Source organism: Caulobacter sp. HJHS_5 (assembly GCF_056683955.1).
Map to the genome: position 1 here is coordinate 149,368 of NZ_JBWZNC010000005.1, position 25,288 is coordinate 174,655.

General features: G+C 68.0%; 27 protein-coding genes. 6 read left to right on the plus strand and 21 right to left on the minus strand.

Annotated features, from left to right (window positions below; translation table 11 throughout):
* Positions 1–46: 46 nt before the first annotated feature.
* Complete coding sequence (locus ACFLIT_RS11205; protein ID WP_479911313.1) at positions 47–544, plus strand: Lrp/AsnC family transcriptional regulator; 498 nt, start codon at positions 47–49, stop codon at positions 542–544.
* 6 nt (positions 545–550) lie between these two features.
* Here the strand turns inward: ACFLIT_RS11205 and ACFLIT_RS11210 are convergent, their stop codons facing one another.
* Both ACFLIT_RS11210 and ACFLIT_RS11215 read right to left on the minus strand, forming a co-directional pair.
* On the minus strand, positions 551–853 hold the full coding sequence (locus ACFLIT_RS11210; protein WP_479911314.1) for a type II toxin-antitoxin system RelE/ParE family toxin: 303 nt from the start codon (positions 851–853) through the stop codon (positions 551–553).
* Positions 850–1,119 (minus strand): type II toxin-antitoxin system ParD family antitoxin, encoded by a 270-nt coding sequence (locus ACFLIT_RS11215; protein WP_479911315.1) that lies wholly within the window; start codon positions 1,117–1,119, stop codon positions 850–852. The genes ACFLIT_RS11210 and ACFLIT_RS11215 overlap by 4 nt, the downstream gene beginning before the upstream one ends.
* A gap of 68 nt (positions 1,120–1,187) precedes the next feature.
* Here ACFLIT_RS11215 and ACFLIT_RS11220 point away from each other — a divergent pair, with 68 nt between their 5' ends.
* Entirely contained in the window at positions 1,188–2,084 is an 897-nt protein-coding gene (locus tag ACFLIT_RS11220; RefSeq protein ID WP_479911316.1) for a pirin family protein, read from the plus strand.
* Positions 2,085–2,152: 68 nt separating this feature from the next.
* Positions 2,153–2,305: a hypothetical protein gene (locus ACFLIT_RS11225; RefSeq protein ID WP_479911317.1), complete on the plus strand. Its 153-nt coding sequence runs from the start codon at positions 2,153–2,155 to the stop codon at positions 2,303–2,305.
* A gap of 7 nt (positions 2,306–2,312) precedes the next feature.
* Here the strand turns inward: ACFLIT_RS11225 and pgsA are convergent, their stop codons facing one another.
* Both pgsA and uvrC read right to left on the minus strand, forming a co-directional pair.
* Complete coding sequence (gene pgsA, locus ACFLIT_RS11230; RefSeq protein ID WP_479911318.1) at positions 2,313–2,939, minus strand: CDP-diacylglycerol--glycerol-3-phosphate 3-phosphatidyltransferase; 627 nt, start codon at positions 2,937–2,939, stop codon at positions 2,313–2,315.
* Positions 2,940–3,109: 170 nt separating this feature from the next.
* Positions 3,110–4,984 (minus strand): excinuclease ABC subunit UvrC, encoded by a 1,875-nt coding sequence (uvrC, locus tag ACFLIT_RS11235; protein WP_479911521.1) that lies wholly within the window; start codon positions 4,982–4,984, stop codon positions 3,110–3,112.
* Positions 4,985–5,021: 37 nt separating this feature from the next.
* Between uvrC and ACFLIT_RS11240 the strand changes: the two genes are divergently transcribed.
* The gene (locus ACFLIT_RS11240; RefSeq protein WP_479911319.1) at positions 5,022–5,636 is read left to right on the plus strand and encodes a TIGR02466 family protein; all 615 of its coding nucleotides are present in this window, start codon (positions 5,022–5,024) and stop codon (positions 5,634–5,636) included.
* Positions 5,637–5,707: 71 nt separating this feature from the next.
* Here the strand turns inward: ACFLIT_RS11240 and ACFLIT_RS11245 are convergent, their stop codons facing one another.
* From ACFLIT_RS11245 to cobS, 7 genes are all read right to left on the minus strand, one after another.
* Positions 5,708–6,274, minus strand: coding sequence for a hypothetical protein (locus ACFLIT_RS11245; protein ID WP_479911320.1), 567 nt, complete (start codon positions 6,272–6,274; stop codon positions 5,708–5,710).
* Positions 6,275–6,413: 139 nt separating this feature from the next.
* On the minus strand, positions 6,414–7,472 hold the full coding sequence (locus ACFLIT_RS11250) for an acetamidase/formamidase family protein (RefSeq protein ID WP_479911321.1): 1,059 nt from the start codon (positions 7,470–7,472) through the stop codon (positions 6,414–6,416).
* Between the two features lie 72 nt (positions 7,473–7,544).
* Positions 7,545–10,724 (minus strand): TonB-dependent receptor domain-containing protein, encoded by a 3,180-nt coding sequence (locus ACFLIT_RS11255; protein ID WP_479911322.1) that lies wholly within the window; start codon positions 10,722–10,724, stop codon positions 7,545–7,547.
* Between the two features lie 177 nt (positions 10,725–10,901).
* Complete coding sequence (locus tag ACFLIT_RS11260; protein ID WP_479911323.1) at positions 10,902–11,855, minus strand: FecR family protein; 954 nt, start codon at positions 11,853–11,855, stop codon at positions 10,902–10,904.
* Complete coding sequence (locus tag ACFLIT_RS11265) at positions 11,791–12,408, minus strand: RNA polymerase sigma factor (protein ID WP_479911324.1); 618 nt, start codon at positions 12,406–12,408, stop codon at positions 11,791–11,793. Before ACFLIT_RS11265 ends, ACFLIT_RS11260 begins: the two co-directional genes overlap by 65 nt.
* A gap of 232 nt (positions 12,409–12,640) precedes the next feature.
* On the minus strand, positions 12,641–13,276 hold the full coding sequence (locus ACFLIT_RS11270) for a DUF998 domain-containing protein (protein ID WP_479911325.1): 636 nt from the start codon (positions 13,274–13,276) through the stop codon (positions 12,641–12,643).
* Positions 13,277–13,370: 94 nt separating this feature from the next.
* Positions 13,371–14,372, minus strand: coding sequence for a cobaltochelatase subunit CobS (cobS, locus tag ACFLIT_RS11275; RefSeq protein WP_479911326.1), 1,002 nt, complete (start codon positions 14,370–14,372; stop codon positions 13,371–13,373).
* 250 nt (positions 14,373–14,622) lie between these two features.
* Between cobS and ACFLIT_RS11280 the strand changes: the two genes are divergently transcribed.
* Positions 14,623–15,393, plus strand: a complete 771-nt coding sequence (locus ACFLIT_RS11280) for a phosphatase PAP2 family protein (protein ID WP_479911327.1) — start codon at positions 14,623–14,625, stop codon at positions 15,391–15,393.
* Here the strand turns inward: ACFLIT_RS11280 and ACFLIT_RS11285 are convergent.
* The 3 genes from ACFLIT_RS11285 to ACFLIT_RS11295 all read right to left on the minus strand — a co-directional run bounded on the left by ACFLIT_RS11285 (position 15,390) and on the right by ACFLIT_RS11295 (position 18,462).
* Positions 15,390–16,295, minus strand: coding sequence for a hypothetical protein (locus tag ACFLIT_RS11285; protein WP_479911328.1), 906 nt, complete (start codon positions 16,293–16,295; stop codon positions 15,390–15,392). The genes ACFLIT_RS11280 and ACFLIT_RS11285 overlap by 4 nt on opposite strands.
* 64 nt (positions 16,296–16,359) lie before the next feature.
* The gene (locus ACFLIT_RS11290) at positions 16,360–17,694 is read right to left on the minus strand and encodes an enolase C-terminal domain-like protein (RefSeq protein ID WP_479911329.1); all 1,335 of its coding nucleotides are present in this window, start codon (positions 17,692–17,694) and stop codon (positions 16,360–16,362) included.
* Between the two features lie 99 nt (positions 17,695–17,793).
* The gene (locus tag ACFLIT_RS11295) at positions 17,794–18,462 is read right to left on the minus strand and encodes a J domain-containing protein (RefSeq protein WP_479911330.1); all 669 of its coding nucleotides are present in this window, start codon (positions 18,460–18,462) and stop codon (positions 17,794–17,796) included.
* A gap of 48 nt (positions 18,463–18,510) precedes the next feature.
* On the opposite strand from ACFLIT_RS11295, the gene ACFLIT_RS11300 reads away from it, so the two are divergent.
* Positions 18,511–18,786: a BolA family protein gene (locus tag ACFLIT_RS11300; RefSeq protein ID WP_479911331.1), complete on the plus strand. Its 276-nt coding sequence runs from the start codon at positions 18,511–18,513 to the stop codon at positions 18,784–18,786.
* Here the strand turns inward: ACFLIT_RS11300 and ACFLIT_RS11305 are convergent.
* The 7 genes from ACFLIT_RS11305 to ACFLIT_RS11335 all read right to left on the minus strand — a co-directional run bounded on the left by ACFLIT_RS11305 (position 18,783) and on the right by ACFLIT_RS11335 (position 25,254).
* Entirely contained in the window at positions 18,783–20,048 is a 1,266-nt protein-coding gene (locus ACFLIT_RS11305) for an RNA polymerase sigma factor (protein ID WP_479911332.1), read from the minus strand. The genes ACFLIT_RS11300 and ACFLIT_RS11305 overlap by 4 nt on opposite strands.
* A gap of 39 nt (positions 20,049–20,087) precedes the next feature.
* The gene (locus ACFLIT_RS11310; RefSeq protein WP_479911333.1) at positions 20,088–20,519 is read right to left on the minus strand and encodes a YciI family protein; all 432 of its coding nucleotides are present in this window, start codon (positions 20,517–20,519) and stop codon (positions 20,088–20,090) included.
* 92 nt (positions 20,520–20,611) lie between these two features.
* Positions 20,612–20,989: a response regulator gene (locus ACFLIT_RS11315; RefSeq protein ID WP_479911334.1), complete on the minus strand. Its 378-nt coding sequence runs from the start codon at positions 20,987–20,989 to the stop codon at positions 20,612–20,614.
* The gene (locus tag ACFLIT_RS11320) at positions 20,986–22,236 is read right to left on the minus strand and encodes a sensor histidine kinase (RefSeq protein WP_479911335.1); all 1,251 of its coding nucleotides are present in this window, start codon (positions 22,234–22,236) and stop codon (positions 20,986–20,988) included. The genes ACFLIT_RS11315 and ACFLIT_RS11320 overlap by 4 nt, the downstream gene beginning before the upstream one ends.
* A gap of 74 nt (positions 22,237–22,310) precedes the next feature.
* Entirely contained in the window at positions 22,311–23,597 is a 1,287-nt protein-coding gene (locus ACFLIT_RS11325; protein ID WP_479911336.1) for an HlyC/CorC family transporter, read from the minus strand.
* Positions 23,594–24,712 carry a 3-dehydroquinate synthase gene (aroB, locus tag ACFLIT_RS11330; RefSeq protein WP_479911337.1) on the minus strand — a complete coding sequence of 373 codons (1,119 nt, stop codon included), beginning with the start codon at positions 24,710–24,712 and terminating at the stop codon, positions 23,594–23,596. Before aroB ends, ACFLIT_RS11325 begins: the two co-directional genes overlap by 4 nt.
* Complete coding sequence (locus ACFLIT_RS11335; protein WP_479911338.1) at positions 24,709–25,254, minus strand: shikimate kinase; 546 nt, start codon at positions 25,252–25,254, stop codon at positions 24,709–24,711. The genes aroB and ACFLIT_RS11335 overlap by 4 nt, the downstream gene beginning before the upstream one ends.
* Positions 25,255–25,288 lie beyond the last annotated feature (34 nt).

Here is a 25,288-nt window from a genome sequence, read left to right on the forward strand (position 1 = left end):
AAGCGGCAAGAACGAGGCGAACAACGCCCGAATTGGGGAGAATTACGTGTCCGAGACCCTCGACGCCGTCGATGCAAAGATCCTTGACCTCATTCAATACGACGCGGGCCTGTCGGTGGCCGAGATCGCCGAGCGCGTCGGCCTGTCGTCGAGCCCCTGCTGGCGGCGGATCAAGCGCCTGGAAGACGCCGGCGTCATCCAGCGCCGGGTGACCATCCTCGACCGCGAGAAGCTGGGCCTGGGCTTCGAGGTCTATTGCACGGTGAAGCTCTCCCTGCCGACCAAGGAGAACCTGGAGACCTTCGAGAGCGCGGTCATCAAATGGCCCGAGGTGGTTCAGTGCGCCACCGTCACCGGTGCGGCCGACTATGAGCTGCGCATCGTGACCCGCGACATGCACGCCTTCGACGACTTCCTGCGCGACAAGATTCTCTCGCTCGGCCTCGTGTCGAACATCGAGAGCCGCATCGTGGTGCGCGGAGTGAAGAACTCGACAGCGGTTCCGCTGGGGCTGGTGAGTCCGTACGTCAGCCCGCACGGGTAGGATGCTTCAGCCGCCGAGCAGGGCCTTCACATCGCGGGAAGTGTGCAGGATGTGCAGCACCGCCGGCGGCGTCTCGGCGGCGGCGACGACCATCACATAAGGAAAGCCGTGAACCTCGAAAAATCGCACGGGGCGGTCGGTGAGGTTGGGTCGCAAGGAACCGCTTTCGGGGAGGGCCGCGATCCGGACAAGCATGGCCTCAATGGTGTCCGCCAGTGCGTGCACGGCCCGGGGACTATCCCTTGAAATCCACTTCGAAGCGGCGACCAGTTCATGTCGCGCCTGCGTAGAGAGTCTGGCGGCGGTCACTCGGCAGCCGATTGGCGCGCCTCAGCCTCGTCAGCGATCGCTCGCATCTCGGCCAGCACTTCCTCAGCAGCGAACCAACCATCGCGATCCGACTTGTCGATTGATGTCTGGATCATCGCGTCGAACGCCGCTCGCCGCTCGTCCGCCTCCTGCAGCATTCGCAGCCCCTGGCGCACGACCTCGCTGACGTTGTTGTAGCGGCCGGACTCGACAGCATCTCGCGCGAACTGTTCCAGCGCCGGTGTCAGATGTACATTGGTGCCCATGGCGGAGCGTCCTATATCAATCCTTGATATATGCCGTCGGCGGCCGTGACCTGCAAGGGAATGAACCCATGATCGACCTCATCATCGACCAACGGCGCAAGGATCTCGGCGGCTTCGAGGTCGGGCGGGTATTGCCGTACGCCAAGCATCGCATGGTCGGGCCGTTCTGCTTCTTCGACCACATGGGTCCGGCCGAGTTCGCCCCAGGATTCGGGCGCGAGGTCGACGTGCGGCCGCACCCGCACATCGGGCTTTCGACCCTGTCCTACCTGTTCGAGGGGGCGATGACCCATCGCGACAGCGTGGGCTCCGAGATCGTCATCCGGCCCCACGAGGTGAACTGGATGACCGCCGGCCGCGGCATCACCCACTCCGAGCGGTTCGAGGACCTGCGCGCCCACGGCGGCCGCATGGACGGCATCCAGGCCTGGATCGCCCTGCCGACCGAACATGAAGAGACGGCCCCCGCGTTCTCGCACCACGAGGGCGACACGTCCCTGCCCTTCTACGCCGAGGGCGGGCTGCAGGCGCGGTTGGTGGCGGGTTCGGCCTTCGGGGCCAAGGCCGACGTGCCGGTGTTCTCACCGCTGTTCTATGTGCACTGGGAACTGGCCGCCGGCGCGAAGGCCGGGCTGCCGGCCGAGTATCCCGAACGCGCCGCCTACGTCGCCAAGGGCTCGGTCGAGGTCGGCGGCCTGACCCTTGGGGTCGGGCAGATGGCGGTGTTCGCCCCCGGCGAGACCATCGCCTTCGAGGCGCTGGAGCCCTCCACCATCATGCTGCTGGGCGGCGAGCCGGTGGGCGAGCGGTTCCTCGAATGGAACTTCGTCGCATCGTCGAAGGACCGCCTGGGCCAGGCCAAGGCCGACTGGCGCGCGGGCCGCATGAAGCTGCCCGACCTCGATAACGGCGAGTTCATTCCGCTGCCGGAAGACCCGCCGCCCCCGCCGAACCCGATGTCCTGACGACGCGACTTGCCAAGCCTATAATTGCAAGTCATTCTCAAAAGCACCAATCGGCGGAGGGATTCCCCATGGTGCTCAGGACGGTCGGCGCGAGCCTCATCGCGCGTCTGATGAAGATGGAAGACGCGGCCGCGGAAAGCAGCTGGCTGCTGTTCGGTCCGGACGATCCGGACCTGATCGAGCAGGATAACGACGAAGCCTGGCTGCTGGCGGCCGAATAGCCGCCTGCTAGTTCGCCGCCCGCAGGTGGCGGTGAGCGGCGTCCCAGTACTGGGCGCCGGTGATCAGGGTGATGACGGCCGCGAGCCACATCAGGGCGTGGCCGGTGATGGTGACCGGACCCAGGATCGACGGGTCGGACGGCAGGTTGAACGCCGCCCAGCTGGCGACGACCAGCTCCCAGCCGAGGGCGGTGAGCTGCAGGGTGGTCTTCCACTTGGCCAGCAGGGTGACTGGCAGCTTCACCCCCTTGCCGGCGGTGACCTCGCGCAGGGCGCTGACGGCGAATTCGCGGAACAGGATCAGGCCGGCCGGCAGAGCCGCGGCCGGCTGCGGCCCCAGCGACATCAGGCCGAGCACGGCGCCGCAGACCAGCACCTTGTCGGCGATCGGATCGAGGATCGCGCCCCAGACGCTCTCGGCGTGCAGCCTGCGCGCCAGCCAGCCGTCGAAGAAGTCAGTGATGGCCGAGACGAAGAAGGCGATCACCGCCCAGCGCTGCAGGGAGAACTGCTGCTCGGGGGTCAGGCGCTCGGAGATATAGGGCAGCGCGCCGACGGCGGTGGCCAGGGCCACGAACATGAACAGGGTCAGCACCAGCCGGGAGGCGGTGAGGATGTTCGGCAGCTTCTTCATCGAGCGCGGTCCTTCGAGTCGGTCAGCACTGTAACGTTTCAAACCGCGTTGCGTCCTTCGACACGCCAGCGTGCGCTGGCTACTCAGGATGACGAACTCAGCAGAGTCACGAACAGCGTCATGCTGAGTAGCGCGGAGCGCGTGTCGAAGCACGCACGACCGTGGCGCCGCTACTTCCGGAAGTGGTCGAACACCCGTTGGGCCACCGCCTCGCTGACGCCCTCGACCTTCACCAGATCGTCGACGCTGGCGCGGGAGACGCCGCGGGCCGAGCCGAAGGCGTGCAGCAGGGCCTTCTTGCGGCCTGGGCCGACGCCCTCAATCTCGTCGAGCGGATTGGCTCGCATCTCGATCGAGCGGCGGGTGCGGTGGCTGCCGATGGCGAAGCGGTGGGCCTCGTCGCGCAGGCGCTGCAGGTAATAGAGCACCGGGCTCTTGGGCTCGAGCATGAAGGGCTCCTTGCCCGGCATGAAGAACCGTTCCAGCCCCGCGTCGCGGTCCGGCCCCTTTGCGACGCCGACGACGGCGATGTCATCGACGCCGAGGTCGGCCATGACTTCCAGGGCCGCGTCCAACTGGCCCTTGCCGCCGTCGATCAGCACGAGGTCGGGCCGGATCGCCGGTTCTCCGGCCTCCTCCTCCTTGACCAGGCGGGCGAAGCGGCGGCGCAGCACCTCCTTCATCATGCCGTAGTCGTCGCCGGGGGTGAGCTCGGTCCCCTTGATGTTGAACTTGCGGTACTGGCTCTTCTGGAAGCCTTCCGGCCCGGCCACCACCATGCCGCCGACGGCGTTGGTCCCCATGATATGGCTGTTGTCGTAGACCTCGATCCGCTCGGGCGGGCCTTCGAGGCCGAAAGTGTCGCAGACGCCGGCCAGCAGCTTCGACTGGGCCGAGCTTTCCGCCATCTTGCGACCCAGGGCTTCCCTGGCATTGGTCAGGGCGTGGGCGACGAGGTCCTTCTTCTCCCCCCGCTGGGGGCGATTGATCTCGACCTTGCGGCCGCTCTTCAGACGGAAAGCCTCGGCCAGCAGCTCGCATTCGTCCGGCTCGACGCTGACCAGGATCAGCTTGGGGACAGGCTTGTCTTCGTAGAACTGGCCGAGGAAGGCGGTCATCACCTCGGCGTCCGTGTCCCCGTCGGCGCCGCCGAGGCGCGGGAAGTAGGCGCGGTTGCCCCAGTTCTGGCCGGCGCGGAAGAAGAACACCTGCACGCAGGCCTGGCCGCCCTCGGCGTGCAGGGCGACGACGTCGGCCTCGTCGACGGTCTCGGGATTGACCTGGGTCTCCTGGGCCACCGAGGAGAGCGCGCGGATGCGGTCGCGCAGGCGGGCCGCGCGCTCGAACTCCATGTCGTCTGAGGCGGCTTGCATCTCGGCGGCCATGCGCCCGATCACCGCCCGGCTCTTGCCGTGGAGGAAGGCGCCGGCCTCTTCGACGAGGGCGTTGTAGTCCTCCAGCGAGATCAGGCCCGTGCAGGGCGCCGAGCAGCGGCGGATCTGGTGCAGCATGCAGGGCCGGGTGCGGCTCTCGTAGACGCTGTCGGAGCACGATCGCAGCAGGAAGGCCTTCTGCAGGGTGTTGAGCGTACGGTTCACCGCCCAGGCGCTGGCGAAGGGGCCGAAGTAGTCGCCCTTGATCGAGTGGGCGCCGCGGTGTTTGCGAAGCTGCGCGGCCGGGTGCTCACGCCGGATGACGATCTCAGGGAAGCTTTTGTCGTCGCGCAGCATCACATTAAAGCGCGGCCTCAACTGCTTGATCAGGTTGATCTCTAGCAGCAGGGCATCAGCCTCGGTGCGGGTGGTGACGAACTCCATCGAGCGCGTCGCCGCCACCATGTGGGCGATGCGGTTGGTGTGGAAGCGGCCCTGGGCGTACTGGATCACCCGCTTCTTCAGGCTGCGGGCCTTGCCGACGTAGAGCGCCTCGCCGTCCTCGCCCATCATCCGATAGACGCCCGGCGCATCGGGCAGGCGCTTGACCTCGTCCGCGATCAGGGCGGCGCCGATGAGGGGATTCTGGGTCGTGTCGCTCACCGCCCCGATATAGGCGAGTCCGTCCGCTCCTGCTAAGGGCGCGACGATGAAGACCCTCTTCGCCACCCGGATCTACGAAGCCAGCCTCGCGAGCGATCGCGGGTTCGACGACTTCAACGCCGAACTGGAAGACGCCTGCCGCGGCGTGGCCGACGACGACGAGGCCGGCCAGGCCTGGTGCGAGGCCAAGGGCTATGCCGGCTACACCTCCTACGCCTCGCTGAACGACCTGCCGCGCCGGGCCAGCATCTTCGCCGACCTGAAGAAGAAGCTGGATCGCCATGCGGCGATCTTCGCCGAGCAATTGGGCTTCGAGCTGAGCGGCGAGAAGCTGGCGCTCGACAGCCTGTGGATCAACATCCTGGAGCCGGGCGGCGCCCATTCGGGCCATATCCACCCGCACAGCGTGATCAGCGGCACGGTCTATGTCGACATCCCCGACGGCGCCTCGGCGATCCGTTTCGAAGACCCGCGCCTGCCAATGATGATGGCCGCCCCCACCCGCCGAGCGGACGCATCGGAAGATCTGCGGACCTTCGTCTCGATCAGCCCGCAGGCCGGAACCCTGCTGATGTGGGAAAGCTGGCTGCGCCACGAGGTGCCGGCTAACCAAGCCGATGCGGAGCGGATCAGCGTGAGCTTCAACTACGGGCTGAAGTGACCGCCTCAGCCCTCTGATTGCAAAGTTAAAGCAGATTTACCATGCGCAGCTTTCTCTGGTAAATCAGTCCCTTATGCGCGAACCCGCTCTCGGAGGGGTGGCGAGTCGGGGTCGGTCTTCGTCAGGTCTTCGAACAGGGCGCGATAGTGGATCATCGCTTGGCGAAGGTCCTCCGTCCCCGCGTCGCCGCGTTTGTGCTTGAGGAAGATGTCATGGCCGGAGCGATAGTTCTGGACCACGACGGGGTAGTCGACGGACAGGTCGGCGGAGCGCTGATCGAAGTCCGTCACCGGATAGCCACGGGCGGCCATGACATCGGCGAGAAGATCGTCAGCATGGGAAACAGCCGCGCGCGGATCGTCGACGAACTCGGCCTGAACTTGAGTCCACGCGGCGACGAAGCGGGAGCGGTCGCCGGCCTCAAGAGGATGGATGTCGAACGACTTCACACGCTTCTCGCGCTCGCGCAGTTCGGCGCGCGCGTGGCGGGCGCTGTCCGACTCCTCGATGGCGCGCTCGTACTCCGGACCAAAATTCGTTTTTAGGTGCGCCGTTCGTCGAGCCTTGTTGAGGGCGAAGGCCGCGATCGCGACCACAACCAGAATTACAACGACGACGATCAGCGTGTTGGTGTCCATGGCTCGGCCTCCGGCAACGCCGTCGCGGCGCGACGACAGCGCGAAAACGTGGCCTGATCGCCGCCAGTTCCCAAGGCGAGGCTTGGTCGAGAAAGTCCCCGCGCGCCGCTCACCCGGCGCGCGGGGCCGCCAAGGTGGGCTAGTTCACGCTCACAGGGGTCTTGAAGAGCTTCTTCGGCACGATGCCGTAGACGAGGAGATTCACGTCGACGGCCTGACCGATGGAGAAGTCGATCCCGACGCTGGCGAGGGAGTAAGCGTCCGAGGCGGAGAGCTTCGCCCGGCGCTGCAGGAAGGCCGCCGTCTGTTCGACGGCGCTGCGGAGGGCGAGGTCCAGATCCTCGTTCATGCCCATGATGTAGAAGTTATCCTTATCCTCGGCGATGGGCCAGACGACCTCCGCGGCGGCGCCCTTGTGAACGATGAACTGCAGCGTCGCGGTCATCGAGGCCTCGATGGCGGTGCCGTCCACCTCGCCGTCCCCCTGAACGGCGTGAGAGTCGCCGGTGTAGAACAGACCGCCCGGGTTCATCACCGGCAGGTAGAGGGTCGAGCCGTCGGTCAGGCGGTTGATATCCATGTTGCCGCCGAAACGGCCCGGCGCCTTGGAGCCCACCTTGCCGCCGGTCGTGGCCGGATCGGGGGCCACGGCCATGATGCCCATGAACGGCTTCAGCGGCACCTCCACGCCCGGCGCGAAGAGGGCCACCTTTCGCGCCAGGTCGAACTTGATGATCTTGGGCGTGCGCTCCTTCACCAGGGTCGGGGCGACGCCGCCCGGACCGGGCGTGTTCACGCCGTAGGGCACGCGCGGCTTGACCTCGATAATCTTGACCTCGAGCAGGTCGCCCGGCTCGGCGCCCTCGACATAGATCGGCCCGGTCAGGACGTGGCCGCCGAAGCCGGCGGGACGCGGCATCTTGCCGATGTCGACCACATCCTTCAGCACGCCGTCGGGGGCGATGCCGGCCTCCCCGAAGAAGGACACGGCGTCCTCCGTGGCGCCGGCGTGGGAGACCGTGTCGATACGGACGGTCTGGCCGGACTTCACGCGCAGCACCGGCGTGCGGCTGTTGTTGATCTCGCCCCGGATCACCGTCTGCGGCGTGGAGCCGAGCGGGGTGACGGTCTGGGCGGCGGCGAGGCCCGGCAGGGCCAGGGCGGCGGCCAGGGCGAGGAGCTTCAGTCTGGACGGCATTCGGGCGTCTCCTGAGATTTGATTTTTGAGAGAGGCCGCCCGGTCCGCGCGGAACCGGGCGGATCGGGATCGTCAGTAGGTCAGGCGCACGCCGATCTTGAAGGCGCGGCCGATCAGGTCGTAGGGGCCCTGGCTGGTGATCGCGACGATCGGCGGGGTCTTGTCGAGCAGGTTGTCGATGTTGCCGTAGACCTGGACCTTACGGGCGCCGTTGTCCTGCACCACGTAGGAGGCGCCGGTGCTGAACAGCAGGGCAGCTGGCCAGAGGTTGCGGTTCACGCTGTTGTTCAGGGCCACGTCGTAGTTGGGATCGTCCGGCCCCACGAGCGTGGCGCTGTACTTCATCTCGTTGACGTAGCGGACCTGCAGGTTCGCGCTGAAGCGATCCAGGTTGTAGACGCCGGTCACGTTCCACGACCACTCCGGGTTGGTCAGGGTGCCGGCGGAGTCTACGTCGACGCCCGAGGCGGTGATCGAGCGCGCGTCGTCGGTCCAACTGCCGATGGCGCGCAGGTTCAACGACCCCGGCAGGCTGAGCGGCAGGTCAGCCAGCGGCACACGGTAGGCGATCTCGATGTCGACGCCGTTGGTCCGCATGGCGTTGAGGTTGAGCTGGGTCGCATTGACCCGTGAGAAGCCGAGGGCTGTGCCGTCCCGCACCACGAAAGGCTCGTAAGCAGTGTTACCGCGCAGCAGGAGGTCATCGAGGATTTCCTGGGCGCTGAGGGTGGCGATCGCGCCCTTGAGTTCGATGTCGTACCAGTCGACGGCGATACGGACGCCGTCCGCCCAACCCCAACGGGGCTGGAAGACCACACCGGCGGTCACCGTCTCGCCGACCTCGGGCTCAAGGTTCGGGTTGCCGACGGTGTTGCTCTTGATGAAGCCGGAACCGCCGGTCAGGCGGTTGACCACGTTGGGGTTACCTTCGGAGCCCGGATTGAACAGCTCGTTGATGTTGGGCGCGCGGATGTCGTGCGAGCGGGTGGCCCGCAGCCGCAGCATGTCGTTGACGTCCCAGGTGAAGCCGGCCTTCCAGGTGGTGACCGCGCCGGAGGTCGAATAGTCCGTGCGGCGCACCGCGCCGTTGACGTCCAGCGCCTGGACGAACGGCTTGTCGGCCACCAGCGGAACGCCCGCCTCGGCATAGCCCTCGAACACCTTCACCTCGCCGCTGAATAGCGAGTAGTTCTGGTTCATCAGCGCGCCGCGCTGACCATCGACAGAGTTCAGACTGCTGAGAGTATCCTTGCGCCACTCGACGCCCGCCGCCAGGGCGACCGGGCCGGCGGGAAGGCGGAAAGGCGAGCCCGCGATATTGAACGCGATGTCGTACTGTTCGAACTCGAAATCCGCGTTGGAGGCCGAGTTATAGTAGCGCTTGGCCGCCTCGTTGTACTCGATGTTGGAGCCGAAAATGTTGAAGGGCACGCAACCCGGCGACAGGTTGGCCAGGAGCAGCGCCTTGGTGATGGCGTTCTGGGCGTTGAAATAGGGGTTGCTCGCCACGGGGCCGCAGACCGGCTGGCCGTTCGGCCCGGCGACGACGTAGGCCGACTGGAAGAAATCGGCCGTGCGCGGGGTGTCGATCAGCTTGGGGACGAAGTTCGCCCGGCCGACGCCGACGCCCAGGTCCCAGTCCCAGGTCTGGAACAGCTTGCCCTTGAGACCGAAATCCCACTGCAGGGTGTCGGTGCGGTTGCGCGACTTGAGGGAGCCGAGGTCCGCGTGGCGCGTGGCGCTGTAGTTGAATGAGGTGAGATTGTTGGCCTGCATCGCGGCCACGACCTGCGGCGGCAGGAAGGGGTTGGTGATCAGCACCGGATAGTTGTTGAAGTTCGGGATGCGGGCGCCGAACGAGCGGCCGAACGGCAGGAACTCGGCGAATTGCAGCTGGGCGAAGCCTACGATGTCCGGTGTGAAATCGAACTCGGCGCGAGCCAGGTAGGCGTGGCGCTTGTAGGGCGCGCGCAGGAAGCCGTCAGGGTTTTCGACGCTGCCGTAGTTGGTCTGGGCCGGATTGATCATCTCCGTGCCGCCGTTGATCAGGCCATAGTTGAAGGTCGAGGTCAGGCCGCCGTCGTGGAACACCGTGCCGCGCAGCGGGCCGGAGGTGATCATGCCCTGGTCGTTGTAGGCGCTGGTCTCGACGTAGTTCGAGAAGATGTTGGCCGGCAGGCCGAGCGCCACCCGATTGGGAATGGCGCTGTTGGAGATGGTCAGGAAGCCCGGCTCCTTCTTGCCCCAGTCGCGCACGTACATCGTGCCCGTGCCGTGGTTGTCGATGTAATCGCCGCCGAACACGACGTGCAGACGGTCGTCCATGAACGCCTTGCCCATAATGAAGGACGGGTTCAGTTCGACCGCGTCGCCGCGCTGGCTGACGCCGTAGCGCATGTCGAACGAGAAACCTTCGAAGCGGTTTTTGAGGATGATGTTGACCGCCCCGGCGACGGCGTCCGAGCCATAGGCGGCTGAGGCGCCGCCGGTGACCACGTCAACGCGATCGATCATGCTGGTCGGGATCAGGTTGGAGTCGAAGACGTTGCCCGTGCCGTCCGGCACGTGGCGGCGGCCATTGACCAGGGTCAGGGTGCGGCTGGCGCCCAGGCCGCGAAGGGCGAGCGTCGCCTTGCCGGCGCTCTGGGCGCCGTTCGAATTCTGGCTCTGGCCGACCGGAGTGCGGAACGCCGGCGTATCCTTCACGAACTCCGCCAGGGTGGCGCCCCCCTTGGCCCGCACCTCGGCGGCGCCGATGACCGTGACCGGCGTCGGCGCCGTAAAGCCTGCGGTGGTCAGGCGCGTGCCGGTGATCACCACCTCTTCGATGTTGGCCGCCACAGGCTCGGCGGCGGCCACCGTGAGAACCTGCGGCTCGGCCGCCTGTTCCAGATAGGCGACCTTGATCGGCTTCATGGTTTGAAAGATCTCGGCCGCCTTCGCTCGCCCCAGCGTTATGGTCTGACCGTCGTTGGAGACGACGATCAGGCCCGCCCCGTCGAGGAGCTTGGCCAGCGCCTGGTCGAAGGACATCTGGCCTTTCACCGCGGCGGTGCGCTGGCCGGCGATGACATCCGCGCGGGCCAGGATCTGAACGCCGGCCTGGCGTGCGAACTGGGTAATGCCCGTGCTGGCCGGCTGGGCCGGAATATCGAACCGCTTGGCCTCGGCGTGCGCCGAACAGGCCAGGATCGCGGACAGCGCCACGCCCACCAACGCCGCCTTACGCAGCGAATATGTCTTGAACCCCATGTCACCCTCTCGTTTCCGAGGGACGCACGCCTTATCCCCGCGCCCCTGATGGGGACGACCGGCGGCTGGCCGGTTTCCGGGCCTCGCGGCCAACAATCGGCGCGCGGTTTGCCGCGATGACTGTTTTGACGGCAGGGTTTTGGGCGCTCCGCGCAGGCGGAGCCCAAAATCAGGGCGTCAGGCCCCGATGCGGATCAGGTCCGCGGTCTCCGAAACCGGCACGCCGAAGGTCTGGGCCACGGCCTGAGCGAAGCTTTCGGCCTCGCTGGTGCGGAAGAGGCCTACCAGGCTTTCGCGGCCGACCGTGGGATCGTCCAACGCAATCTGGCGGCGATTGTAGCGATTGAACTCGGTGATGGCCTCGGCGACGGTGCGCCCCGCCAAGTCGATCTGACCGCTGCGCCAAGCGAGGTCCCGAGCGATGGAGTCGGTCGCCTCGGCGATGGTGAAGCGTCCGTCGCGCCCGACGGACAGGCGCGAGCCGGCCGCGAGCCGCACCCGGGTCGCCTTGTCCTGCCGGCGCCAAGCCTCGACCACCCCTTCGGTCACCTGCACCTCCAGCCGCTCCCCGGCGTCGCAGACGGCGAAGGCCGTGCCGACGGCGGCGACCCGCAGCTCCGAGGCTTCGACGACGAACGGACGCGAGACATCCTTGGCCACGGCGAACCACGCCTCGCCCTGGTGCAGGCGCACCCGGCGCAGGCGGCGCGCCATGGTCACGGCCAGCCGGCTGTCGGTGTTGACCTCGGCGAGCGAGCCGTCCTCCAGGGACACGCGGCGCAGTTCGCCCCGGTTGGTGACGATCTCCACCGGCTTGCGACCGAGCAACGCGGCGCCACCAATTCCGGCGGCCACGACCGCGACGGCGGCGGCGCCCCCGCCCGCGAGCAGCCAGCGGCGATCGACGCCGCGATCGTTGGCCGGCGGGGCGGGTTGCGGTAGGGCGCGAGCCCGATCGACGAGGCTCAGGGCCGCTTGGGCGCGCAGCAAGGCGCCGCCGCGGCGGGGATCGCCGGCGAGCCAGGTCTGAAGGTCGGGATCGCGATCGGGGTCGAAGCCCGCGTCGTCACAGCGGATCGCCCAGCGCGCCGCCTCGTCGTCGATCTCCCTGGCGGTTTGCCCGCTTCTCATTGGACGCTTCTCGTGTCCGCTCATTGCCCGGCGCCTCAGTGGTCGCCAAGGCGGCCAAGATCAACTGGAGACCCCGTGTCGCCTGGGTCTCGACGACGTTTTCCGTCACGTTCAGGCGTTGGGCAATCTCCTTCTGGGAGATCCCCTGGATGCGCCGCAGTCTGAAGATCTCTTTGCATCGTTCGGGCAGGGCTTCGATGAGACGTTCGATCCGGCGCAGCTCCTGGCGGCCGGCCAGGACCCGGTCGGCGGTGGGCTCGCTATCTACGATGCGTTCAAGTTCGATTTCCGTCAGCCAATCCAGCCGAACGACACGCGCGCGACGGGCGCGCTCGGCGGCGACGTTGCGCGCCGACTGGAAGAAGTAGGCCCGCCCGTTGGCGATGTGATCGACGCGCGGCAAGGCGGCGAGACGGCAATAGGTCTCCTGCACCACATCGTCGACCTCGTCGGGCGAGGCGCCCTTGCGGCGCAGCCAGGCCCGCACGTCGGCTTCGTGGGGCAACACCTGGGCGCCGACCCAGGCCACGATTTCTCCCCGGTTCTGCGACATGGCGGGCTCCAGACGCGGCCGGGCGGCCTCGTCCCGAACAGCTTGATCGTTTTGCGACGGCCGTCGTCGCGCGAACTTCGCCCCTGCCGTCGGCGGCGTTGGAATGCCGTTCTGTTACGCAGCTGAAACAAGGACAATGCTGCGGCGCCACGAAGCGCGGCAATCGCAACCGCCACCTTTGCGCGAACGTTCTTAATCAGGGGCGTGGCGCGCGATCTTTGCGCGAGGCGGTTTAGTGGGCCGCCGCCTCGCTCTCGACGCCTTCCGCCGCATCCTCCAGCCCGCGCTCGAGGGCGAAGCAGGCGATGCCGATCCATAGCGCGCCGAGGAAGCCGTGCCAGCGCTGCCATAGGCCGACGTCGGAACCGGTGCGCACGTCCCAGGCGCCGGCCATCAGCATGAAGACCAGCAGCATCAGCACCGACCAGCCGAGCGACAGCCAGATCAGCCGGCGGTGGGCGACCACGCCCCACAGGGCCCAGGCCGAGAAGACCGGCGCCACCTGCACGGCCAGGGCAATGCCGACAGTGCGGTGCATGTCGTCCGGGAAGTGGAAGATGCCCGCGAACACCAGGCCAAGACCGGTGACGGCCACCCACAGGCCGGCGAAGGCCGAGACGATGCGGCGGCCGCCCGCCGCCTCCAGCGCATGGGTGAAGCCGGCGCCGGCCAGGATGCCGATGACGCCGACCAGCATCATGCCGAGGTTGAACACCAGGGGATGCGGCGCCTTCATGGCCCCGAGTTCGCTGATGTACTGCGCCCCCATGTTGAAGCCGGGATAGAGCGCCTGGGCCGTCCAGACCACCGCGACCATGATCAGCGGCATGGCGGCCCCGATCCTCAACAATGGGCGGGCGTGGCGCACGCGAAAGCTTCCCTGACGGACATGACGTTCCGGGCGGACATGACGATCCGGTGACGGAAGTTCCCCGGCCGGGGGGCCGCGGTCAATGGCCCGCTTAGGCGATCCTCACCCGCGCCGCGCTCTCGGGGAGTTCGCTGCCGAAGGCGCGTTGGTAGAACTCGGCCAGGGTCGGGCGCTCCAGCTCGTCGCACTTGTTGACGAAGGTCAGGCGGAAGGCGAGGCCGACGTCGCCGGAGAAGATCTGGGCGTTCTGAGCCCAGGTGATCACCGTGCGGGGGCTCATCACCGTGGAGATGTCGCCGTTCATGAAGGCGTTGCGGGTCATGTCGGCCACGCGGACCATGGCGGCGATGGTGCGGCGGCCCTCGGCGTCGTCGTAGCCCGGGGCCTTGGCGCGCACGATCTCGGCCTCGACGTCGTGGTCGAGGTAGTTGAGCGTGGTGACGATGGACCAGCGGTCCATCTGCGCCTGATTGATCTGCTGGGTGCCGTGGTACATGCCCGTCGTGTCGCCGAGGCCGACGGTGTTGGCGGTGGCGAACAGGCGGAAGGCCGGGTTGGCGCGGATCACCCGGTTCTGGTCGAGCAGGGTCAGCTTGCCGCCGGCCTCCAGCACCCGCTGGATGACGAACATCACGTCCGGCCGGCCGGCGTCGTATTCGTCGAACACCAGGGCGACCGGGCGCTGCAGGGCCCAGGGCAGCATGCCCTCGCGGAACTCGGTGACCTGCTTGCCGTCCTTCAGGACGATGGCGTCCTTGCCGACCAGGTCGATGCGGCTGATGTGGCTGTCGAGGTTGATGCGCACCAGCGGCCAGTTCAGCCGGGCGGCGACCTGCTCGATGTGGGTCGACTTGCCGGTGCCGTGATAGCCTTGGACCATGACGCGGCGGTCGTGGGCGAAGCCGGCCAGGATGGCCAGGGTCGTCTGGTGGTCGAAGACGTAGGCATCGTCGATATCGGGCGCGTGGGGGTCGCGCGTCGAGAAGGCGGGGACCTGCATGTCGCTGTCGATGCCGAATACGTCGCGCGCCGAGACCATGCGGTCGGGCGTCAGGGTCAGGAGGGCGTCGGTTTCGTGCAGGAGGTCGGCCATGCGGATGGACTTACCGCAGCGCCCGCGTTTCGCAAGCGCGAGCGCGGCCTGCCGGCGCGCAATCTCGCAAGAAAAGGGGGCCGAACCTCCGGGTCCGGCCCCTGAGTTGAGGGGGTTGGCCGTACGGGGATGAGGGACAGCAGCGCCCCGATCCCCGGAGAACGAGGAGCCATTAACGCGGTTTCGTGACGCTGAGCCCCGGAGCGGGTGACGCGGACATGCGCCTTTGGTGAAGGTTTGACGCGAACCTGTGGACCAATTCGACCGTTGGATCGCCATGCCTCTTTCCGGCCGTCGCCTGTTCTCCGCCGCCCGACCGGCCCGGCTCGCCCGCGCGGCGCGGGCCGAGCCTGCCGCCGTCGCCGTCCTGGCGGTGGCGGCGATCTGCGTCTGGGCGTTTCTGTCGGTCGCCGACGAGGTGATGGAGGGCGAAACCCACGCCATCGACCGCGCCCTGCTGCTGAGCCTGCGCAAGCCGGGCGATCCTTCCGCCCTGATCGGCCCCGAATGGCTGCACATCTACGCCACGGACATCACCGGCCTCGGCTCGATCGCGATCCTGACGTTCATCGTGCTGGTGGTGGCCGGCCTGTTCGTCGCGGCGGGCAAGCGCGCGGAGGCGCTGCTGCTGGTCGCCTGCTCGGGCGGCGGGGTGGCGATCAGCCAGGTGCTGAAATCGATCTTCCATCGCGAGCGGCCGGACCTGTCGCTGCACGCCGTGGAGGTGATCAACACCAGCTTTCCCAGCGGCCACGCCATGCTTTCGGCGGCGGTGTTTCTGACCCTCGGGGCCCTGGCGGCGGAATTTTCGACACGCAAGCGCCTGAAGGCCTTCGCCCTCGGGGCGGCCATCGCGGCCACGCTGCTGGTCGGGGTGAGTCGCGTCTATCTGGGGGTGCACTGGCCCACCGACGTGCTGGCCGGCTGGTGCGTCGGCGCGGCCTGGGCCAGCGCCTGCTGGCTCGGCGCCTGGGCCTGGGAGCGCCGGAGCGGTCGGCGGCCGAAGATCGATCGGCTCTAGCGGCGCGCGGCGGGCGCGCAGGCGTCCATGGCCCGCCGGGCGACCTTCACCGACGGCAGGTGAGCCTCGGCATGGTGGGCGACGACAAGCTCGCGCACATCCTCGTGGCGCACGGGCGCCTCGATGGCGTCGGCCAGCTGGGTGACCAGAAGGCACTGGCCCCAGATATTCGGGTGGATGCCGTCCTCCTTGAGGCCGGCGAGGCCGTCGCGCGCGATACGCTGGTCCAGGGTGGCCATGGCCGCGTCGAAGTCGAGCAGGATGGCGGCCTTGCCGCCGATCTTGAGCCCGGCCGCCGAGCGGGTCACGTCGTTGTGCGAGAGGCCGTCGAACTTCACGTCGTAGCGAAACCGGTCGGCCGGCAGGCCGGCGAAGGTCTCGACCGTGAGGTTATCCGGCATGGTCATCATGACCACCTGGGCCCCGACCTCGGCGGCGGCGGCGCGCAGCGTGCGCCAGTTCGCCTCGTAGCCTCGCGGGTCGCTGAGATGGGCGCCGGCGTCCTCGAAAACGAAGACATCCCCCGGCCTGACGATGGGGGCCATCGACCGCATCTGAGCGACGGTCTTCTCCACCCGTTCGGCGAACGGCTGGCCCAGATTGCCGACGTAGACCGCGAAGAGCTTGCTGTCGGGCTCGGCCTTCATCGCGTTCAGCATGGCGGCGGGCGAACGCAGGGCGGAGAGCGGATGAACGAGGCCCTTCGCCTCGATGTCGTCGGCCCAGTCGTCGAGGGCGCATCCGCGAAAGATCGAGTCTCCGAACAGGAAGACCACGCGGCCATAGTCGCCTCGGTTGGCCACGACCTTGGGGAAGTTCCCGTCGATGGGCTTGTCGCCTTTCATCGCCGGGGCTGTCGGCATCGCCGAGGCGATCAGGGTTCCGACAAAACGATCGCCCATGCAGGGTCTCCTCGGGCCATCCGCCCGCCCTGCCTACCGCGATGAAGCGGCGCGGCGCCAGCGTCTACTGTTTGATGATCTGGCCGTCCGGGAGGCGGATCTCGCCCCAGCCGCCGTTGAGGAGTTGATCGCGGCGGAACGGCGCCTTGGCGGCGGCGGCCTCGTCGACCTCGATGCCCCAGCCCGGACGCTCGTTGGCGTAGAGGTAGCCGCCCTTCATCTCCGGGCAGCCCTTGAAGATCTCCTGCGTCGCCGCGTTGAACGGCGTGTACTCCTGGATGCCGAAGTTGGTGATCGTCAGGTCGAGGTGGACCATGGCCATGTGGCCGATCGGCGAGACGTCGCCCGGCCCGTGCCAGGCGGTGCGGACATTGAGCAACTCGCCCATGGCGGCGACTTTCCGCGCCGGCGTGAGGCCGCCCATCTGCGACAGGTGCATGCGCATGTAGTCGATCAGGCGCTCGCGGATCAGCGGCGTCCATTCGTTGGGATTGTTGAACAACTCGCCCATGGCGAGCGGCGTGGCGCTCTGCGGCCGGATCAGGCGGAACCATTCGAGGTCCTCCGGCGAGACCGGGTCCTCCAGGAAGAACAGGCGGTACTTCTCGACGTCCTTCACGAAGCGCAGGGCCTGGGTGGGCGTGATCCGCTCGTGCACGTCGTGCAGCAGCTCGACCTCTTCGCCGAGATCCCTGCGGGCCGCCTCGAACAGGTTGAAGGCGCGGCGGATGTAGCCCTCGCGCTCGAACACCGGGGCGTCGTGCAGCGACGGGATGCGCTGGTTGGCGCCCTGGGGCGCGCCGTAGCCGGCCATGCCGGGCACGCCGACCTGGATGCGGACATGGCGGAAGCCCTGGGCCATGTATGACTTGGAGCGCTCGATCACCTGGGCGATCTCGGCCCCGTCGGCGTGGCCATAGAGATCGACCGCCTCGCGCGCCTTGCCGCCGAGCAACTGGTAGACGGGCAGGCCGGCCTGCCGGCCCTTGATGTCCCACAGCGCCTGGTCGACGCCGCTCATGGCGTTGTTGAGGTCGGCGGCGTTGCGCCAGTAGGACGAGTTGAAGGCGAGCTGCCAGGTATCCTCGATGCGGTCGGCCGGGCGGCCGACCAGCAACGGCTTCAGGTAACGCTCGACCGCCGGACGCACGAGGTCCGCCCGCTGGGTGTAGGTGGCGCAGCCGTAGCCGTAGAGCCCGGCCTGGTCCGTGGTGACCTTCACCACCGTCAGGCGCACGCCCTGCGGCGCGCATTCGATGACGCTGATGTCCTTAATCTTCGGCGAGGGCATGCCGCGCGCCGCCTGCTCGACCCGCGCCTGGGCGAAGGCGTCCTTGGCGGCCAGCAGCGAGGCCGCGCCAGCCGCCACGCCGGCGCCCAGAAGTTCACGTCTCAGCATGGTCGCCTCCCATCAGATCTGCGTCTGTTGGGACGAGCCTATGGGCGGCCTCTAAGGGCGGCAAGCAAAAATGAAAACGTTTTCCACGCGCAAGCCTGACTAGGCCAGCTTGGCCTTCTGCAGGGTCTTGTAGGCCTTGATGACGCGCTGGAGCTTGTGTTCGGCCGAGCGGTCGCCGCCGTTGGTGTCGGGATGGCAGCGCTTCACGAGGTCGATGTAGCGGGCCTTGATGGTCGCGGCGTCGACGCCGGGATCGAGGTCGAGGTCGGCCAGGGCGTTGCGTTCCAGCTTGCCCATGCGCTGGGCCGCTTCCTCGGCGCGGGCCTGGGCGCGCTCGGCGCGGGCGCGCGCGGCGCCGAACACGCCGAACGGATCGGCGAAGTTGTGGGCCCCGGCCTTGTCCTGCCGGCCGGCCGCCGCCGCGGCCTCACGCGACCGATTGGAGGCGCGCATGTCCCAGGTCGGGCGACCGCCGGTGAAGCGGTCCTCCTGCTCCTTGCGAATCTCGCCTTCGCTCATGCCGGAGAAGAAGTCCCACGACTTGTTGTATTCGGCCGCGTGGCGCTGACAGAACCAGTAGTGGTCGTTCATCAGGTGGCGCGACTTCGGAGCCTTGGCGGTGGCCGCGGTGCGGCAACCGGCGTGATCGCAGGCGCGCTCGCCCGGCTTGAGCGCATGAACGTCCTGAGCCTGCTCCGTCTCGCCCTCGACGGGCGGACGAACGCGGATGTCCACGAACTTCGGACGGTATTGAAACGCACGGCTCATGCGACAACCTTATGGCCGAACAAAACTGGATCAAGGATTGACAAGCGTATGGGTCAGATCACCGAGGCGATGCGCGACAAGCTGACCCAGGCCTTCGCTCCAACCCGCCTCGAAATCATCGACGACAGCGACCGCCATCATGGCCACGCGGGTCATAACGGCAGCGGTGAGAGCCATTTCAATGTGGTGATCGAAGCCGCCGCTTTCGAGGGGCAGGGCCGCGTGGCGCGGCAACGCATGGTCCATGCCGCCCTGGCCGAGGAACTGGCCGGTCCGGTGCATGCGCTTTCGCTGAAGGCCTATGCTCCGGGCGAGGCCGGCTAGCAGGCCGCAGCGCGGCCGAGCAGGAACTCCCGCTCACGCGCATTCTGGCTGAGCGAGGCCGCCGCTTCGAAATAGCCCCTCGCCTCCTCCGGCCTTCCGGCGCGCAGCAGCAGGTCGCCGCGCACGGCCGGCAGCGGCGCATAGCTGCGCAGGGCGGGCGCCTCGGCGATCGCCTCGACCATCGCCAGGCCGGTCTCGGGCCCGAAGGCCATCGCGTGGGCGACCGCGCGGTTGAGCTCGACCACCGGCGAAGGCATGACCCCGGCGAGGGTGTCGTAGAGGCCGGCGATGCGCGGCCAGTCGGTATCTTCGACCCTCCGGGCGCGGGCGTGGCAAGCCGCCAGCGCCGCCTGCAGGGCGTAGGGTCCGTTCGCCCCGCCGAGCGTCTCGGCCCTCTGCAGGGCGGCGAGGCCCCGGCGGATGAGCAGCTGGTCCCAGCGCGCGCGGTTCTGGTCGGTGAGCAGGATCGGCGAGCCGTCCGGCGCCGTGCGGGCGTTCAGGCGCGAGGCCTGGATTTCCATGAGCGCCAGGAGCCCCTGCACTTCCGGCTCGTCGGGCATCAGGCCGGCCAGGATGCGGCCCAGGCGCTGGGCCTCGGCGCAAAGGGCCGGGCGGATCAGGTCCTCGCCCGCCGTGGCCGAATAGCCTTCGTTGAAGATCAGATAGATCACCGCCAGCACCGAGGCGAGGCGGGCCTGCAGCTCCCCGCCGCGCGGGACCTCGAAGTCGAGGCCGGCGCCGCCCAGGGCCTTCTTGGCGCGCACGATGCGCTGAGCGACGGTCGGCTCGCTGGTCAGGAAGGCGCGGGCGATCTCCTCGGTGGAGAGGCCGCCGATCAGGCGCAGGGTCAGGGCCGCCCGCTGCTCGGCCGACAGGACCGGGTGGCAGGCGGCGAAGATGAGGCCGAGCAGCTCGTCGCCGATATCGTCATCCATGGCCGCCTCGAGGTCTTCGACCTGAGTGTCGCGCTCGCCCTCCAGATCGCGGCCGATCTCGGCGTGCTTGCGGGCCAGCATTTCCTTGCGGCGAAAGCCATCGATGGCGCGGCGTTTGCCGGCCGCCAGAAGCCAGGCCAGCGGATGGGTCGGAATGCCGGAGCGCGGCCAGTCGGCGAGCGCCGAGACCAGGGCGTCCTGCGCCAGTTCCTCGGCCTGGCCGACGTCGCGAACGACGCGCGCGAGACCGGCGATCAGCCGCGCCCGCTCGATGCGGAACACGGCCTCGATCGCTTGCCGAACGTCGCTGGAAGGGTCGAGCGCCACACCGCCGGATTAAGGCCCCGGCGGCGCGGCTGGCAAGCCTCACTGCTGGGCCAGGGTCTCGCGGTTCTTGTCGTGGATCGCCTCGGCCGCGGGGCTGAGCGCGGCTTCGAAGTCCGCCATCTCATAGAACGGACGAATCTCGATCTCGCTGGGGCCGCGCATTGGATTGGGGCAGCGCTTCACCCACTCGACCGCCTCGGCCATGTCCTTGACCTGCCAGATCCAGTAGCCGGCGACGAGCTCGCGAGCCTCGGCGAACGGGCCGTCGATGACCGTGCGCCGTACGCCCTCGAAGGCCACGCGCTTGCCGTCCGACGACGGGCGCAGGCCGTCGCCGTCCATCATGATCCCGGCCTTGATCAGTTCCTCATTGTAGCGGCCCATCGCCTCGAACATGGCCGTGGTTTCGGCATCGATCGTCAGACCGGCTTCGCTGTCCTCGGTCGCCTTGACGAACACCATCACACGCATCGCATCCTCCATCTCTTGAGGGACCGCCCACGCGATCCATGCCTAGAAGACGAACGGCGCGCGCGGGGATCGACGAGCGCGGGAAAGTTTTTCTAGCCGGCCTTGGCGGCCGCCAGCACGTCCAGCGCCCGGGCGAGATCGGCCTCGCGGAACGGCTTCTGCAGCACCGGGGCGCTGCGGTGATCCTCGCGCACCCCGGCCTCGCCGTAGCCGCTGGCGAAGGCGAACGGCACGCCGCGCGCCTTGAGGGCGTCGGCGACCGGGAAGATCGGTTTGCCGGCCAGGTTCACGTCCAGCACGGCGCAGTCGATCTCGGCGTCGCTCACCGCCGCCAGGGCCTCGTCGAGATCCGCCAGGGGGCCGACGACCGAGCAGCCGAGGTCGGTCAGCATGTCCTCGACCAGCATGGCGACCAGCGCCTCGTCCTCGACCACCAGGACGCGGAGCCCGTTCAGATTGTTGTCGCTCATTCTTCGGGCTCCAGGGAACGCAGGGGCAGACGCATGACGCAGCGCAGACCGCCGGGGTCGTAAGCGATCTGGACCTTGCCAGACAGTTCGGTGGCCAGGCCTTGTTCGAGCAGACGTCGCCCAAAGCCGCGGTGTTGAGGCACGACGACCGAGGGACCGTCGCGCTCGATCCAGTGGAAGGTCAGCGTCGGGTCGGGGTCGTCCGACACGGCCCAGGATACGCCGACCGAACCGCGCGCGTTCGACAAGGCGCCATACTTGACCGCGTTGGTGACCAGCTCGTGCGCCGCCATGCCGATGGCGACGGCGGCCTTGGGCGACAGGCGCAGCGACGGGCCGCCCTCGAAGATGAAGCGGCCCGAGGTCGTTTCGTAGGGCTCGAACTCCGCCTGCAGCACCTCCGTCAGATCGGCGCCTTCCCAGCCCTGTTCGGTCAGCAGGTTGTGGGTTTGCGACAAGGCCATCAGCCGCGCCTCGAAGGCTTCGCGGAAAGCGGCCGGCGAGCGGGCGCTGCGCTGGGTCTGGTAGGCGATCGACTGCACGGTCGCGAGGGTGTTTTTCACCCGGTGGTTCAGTTCGTTGAGCAGCAGTTTCTGCCGCTCCTCGGCGCGCCGCCTTTCCCCCAGTTCGCGGGCCATGTCGCGATGCAGGCGCACCGTCTCTATGGCCGAGGCCGCCTGCCCCGCCAGGCCGACCAGCAGACGCTCGGACGCCTCGTCGAACACATCGGGTTCGGGATGGCCGAAGAACATCGACCCGAGCACCTCGCCGCTGCGCGCCACCACCGCGGCGTTGAGGTAGCTGCGGACTTCAAGGTGGCCTCGAGGCATGCCGTGATGCGGCAGGTTGTGGCCATAACGCGGGTCGGACTGAATGTCCGCCGAGCGCACGACCTCGCGCCCCGCCCAGGTGGGCGCGAACAGCATGGTCTTCCGCGGCACGGGGAAGTTGGCGAAGGCTTCCCGCGGCGCGCCGGAGAGGATGTAGAGGGTCAAGCTTTCCCCCGCCTCGTCGACGGTGTTGTAGAAAAAGGCCCCGTAGCGGGCCCCAGTGAGTTCGACGCCGCCGTCGACCACCGCCTGCACCACGTTTTCAAGATTTCCGCCGGTTCCCATCGACAGGGCGATACGGCTGAGCGCGTCGGCGCGCCGCCGCTCCGTCGCGAGCGCGGCTTCGGCCGCGAGCAGCCGTTCATTCGCCTCAAAGACGGACGGGCCGAGCGTGGGCCCGACAGATCGCTCGATCACCAAAGCCCCTCCGGTTCCCCCCTAGAACCAGTGCCGCAAACGCACGGTTTCGCGACCAGTTCCATAGAGAAAAACTAGAGGTCCGATTCCTCCAGTCGGGCGCTGACTCGAACGCTTGTGATCTGATTGCGCTGGCGCTGCAGAATTTGGAAGCGGTGACGGTAGAAAATGAAGGTCTGCCCCTTGTCGGGAATGGCCTGCGCCTCGTGGATGACCAGGCCGGCGACGGTCACGGCCTCATCTTCCGGCAACTGCCAATCCATCGCCCGATTGAGATCGCGCACCGTCACCGATCCATCGACGATGACCGAGCCGTCGGCTTCGGGCGCCACGCCGGCCACCGCGGCGTCGTGCTCGTCCTCGATGTCGCCGACGATCTCCTCAAGGATATCTTCCAAGGTCACCAGGCCCTGCAGGGCGCCATATTCGTCGACGACCAGGGCGAAGTGGCTGCGGCGCTTGAGGAAGGCGTCGAGCTGGTCCTTGAGATTGGTGGTGTCGGGGATGAACCACGGTTCGCGGGCGATGGCGGCGACATCGATCGACGTCATCTTGCCGTCGCTGGCGGCCAGGGCGCGCAGCAGGTCCTTGGCGTGTAGAACGCCGATGATGTTGTCCGGCTCGTCGCGATAGATCGGCAGGCGGGTGTGGGCGCTGTCGAGCGCCAGGACGATGGCTTCGCGCGGCGACAGGTCGGCGTCGAGCGCCTCGATGTTGCGGCGGTGGACCATCACCTCGGAGACGTCCATCTGCGAGAGGTCCAGCACCCCGCCGAGCATGCGGCGGTCGGCGCTTTCGACCAGACCTTCGGAGTGGTGGTACTCCACGGCGCCGCGAATTTCCTCGTGAGCCGCGAGCACGTCGGTCTCCATGCCCATCTTGATGCCGAACAGGCGCAGGGTGTGGCGCACGATCCATTGGGCGCCGAAGGCCAGGGGGCCGAACACCTTCACCACGATGTAGGTCGGGATCGACATGGCGCGGGCCACGTCGTCGGCGCGGGCGATGGCCAGAGTCTTGGGCAGGATTTCAGAGAAGACGACGATCAGCACGGTCATCACCGCCGTGGCGATCACCGCGCCGAGGGCGCCGGGGAAAACGGCGGCGAGCACGCTGGTGGTCAGGGCCGAGGCGCCGATGTTGATGACGTTGTTCGACAGCAGCACCGCGCCGATCATCGTCTCCTGATCGGCCATCAGGCGATTGACCCGGGCGGCGGCCTTGTCGCCGTCGCGCTCCAGCTGATGCATCCGGCCGCGACTGGCCGCCGTCATCGAGGTCTCGGCGGCCGAGATCAGGCCCGACAGCCCAAGCAGGACGATCAGCGACGGGGCCAGCCCGAGGAGGACGGCGAGGATCATCCGACGGCGCCTTCGTCCACGAGGAAGGCGCGCAGGACGGCGGCGTCGACATCCTTGGCGGTGAAGGCGTCGCCGATGGCGCGGGCCAACACGAAGGTCAGCTTGCCGCCCTCGGCCTTCTTGTCCTGCCGCATGTGGTCGACCAGGGCGTCGACGTTCAGGCCCTTCACTGGGAGCTGGTCGAGGCGGGTCGGCAGGTGGGCGGCGGCGAACACCTTCTCGGCGCGAGCCGCATCCTCGGCGGAACACAGGCCCAGGCGGGCCGAGAAGCGAAAGGCCAGGGCGCAGCCGGCGGCGACCGCCTCGCCATGCTTCAGGGCCTCGCCGAAGCCGGTCTCGATCTCCAGGGCATGGCCGAAGGTATGGCCGAGGTTCAGCAGCGCCCGGCGGCCCTGCTCCTTCTCGTCTTCCGCGACGATCTCGGCCTTCATCTGCACCGAGCGACCCACCGCGTGGGTCAGGGCCGGGAGCTCGCCTTCCAGCACGGCGGCGCCGTGCTTTTCCAGCCAGGCGAAGAACTCGGCGTCTCCGAGCAGGCCGTACTTCACGACTTCCGCGTAGCCGCAAGCCATCTCGCGGGCCGGCAGGGTGGCCAGGACGTCGAGATCGGCCAGAACCAGGCGCGGCTGGTGGAAGGCGCCGATCAGGTTCTTGCCGCGCGGGGTGTCGATGGCGGTCTTGCCGCCGACCGAGCTGTCGACCTGGGCCAGGAGGGTGGTCGGAACCTGGATGAAGTCGATGCCGCGCTTGTAGATGGCGGCCGCGAAGCCGACGAGATCGCCCACCACGCCGCCGCCCAAGGCCACGACTAGGTCGCCGCGGTCGAGGCCGAGCGCCAGCAAACGGTCCGAGAGGTCGGCCAGGCCCTCGAAGCTCTTGGTCTCCTCGCCCGGCTCGACCACGATCATGTCGACCGAGATCCCAGCCTTTTCCAGCGAGACGGCGAAGCGCTCGCCGTGATGGTCGCCGACATTGCGGTCGGTGATCACCGCCGTGCGGCCGCGCTTGAGCAGCGGGGCGCAACGCTCTCCCGCCCGGTCGATCAGGCGCGGGCCGACGATCACATCGTAGGCGCGGGTTCCGAGACCGACAGGGACGGTGAGGGCGGCGTTCATGCTTGATCTTCCTTTCGACGGCGCAGGGCGTCGAGGATCGCCTCCACAGTCACAGTGTGCGGCGCATCGCCGGTGTCCACGACGATATCGGCCTCGGCGTAGAACGGATAGCGCACCTCGGCGAGGCTGCGCAGCACCTCCAGCGGGTCCTTGCCGCGCAACAAGGGGCGATTGTCCTTGCGGCCGACGCGGCGGACCAGCACCTCGAGGTCGGCGCGCAGCCAGACCGAGACGGCCTTGCTTTTGATGAGCGCTCGGGTCTCCGGGTTCTGGAAGGCGCCGCCGCCGGTCGCCAGCACGTGCGGCGCCTCGTCCAGCATGCGGGCGATGACCCGTCGCTCGCCCTCGCGGAAGGCGGCTTCGCCCATGGTTTCGAAGATTTCGGGGATGCTGCGGCCGGCCGCGTGCTCGACCTCGTGGTCGGCGTCGCGGAACGGCAGCTCGAGGGCGGCGGCCAGGCGCTTGCCGACGCTGGTCTTGCCGACGCCCATGAGGCCGACGAGAGCGATGGTCTGGCGGGAAAGGTCGGGGTCGGCGGACATGCCGGACGGGGCTTTACACGAAGGGGGGGCCAAC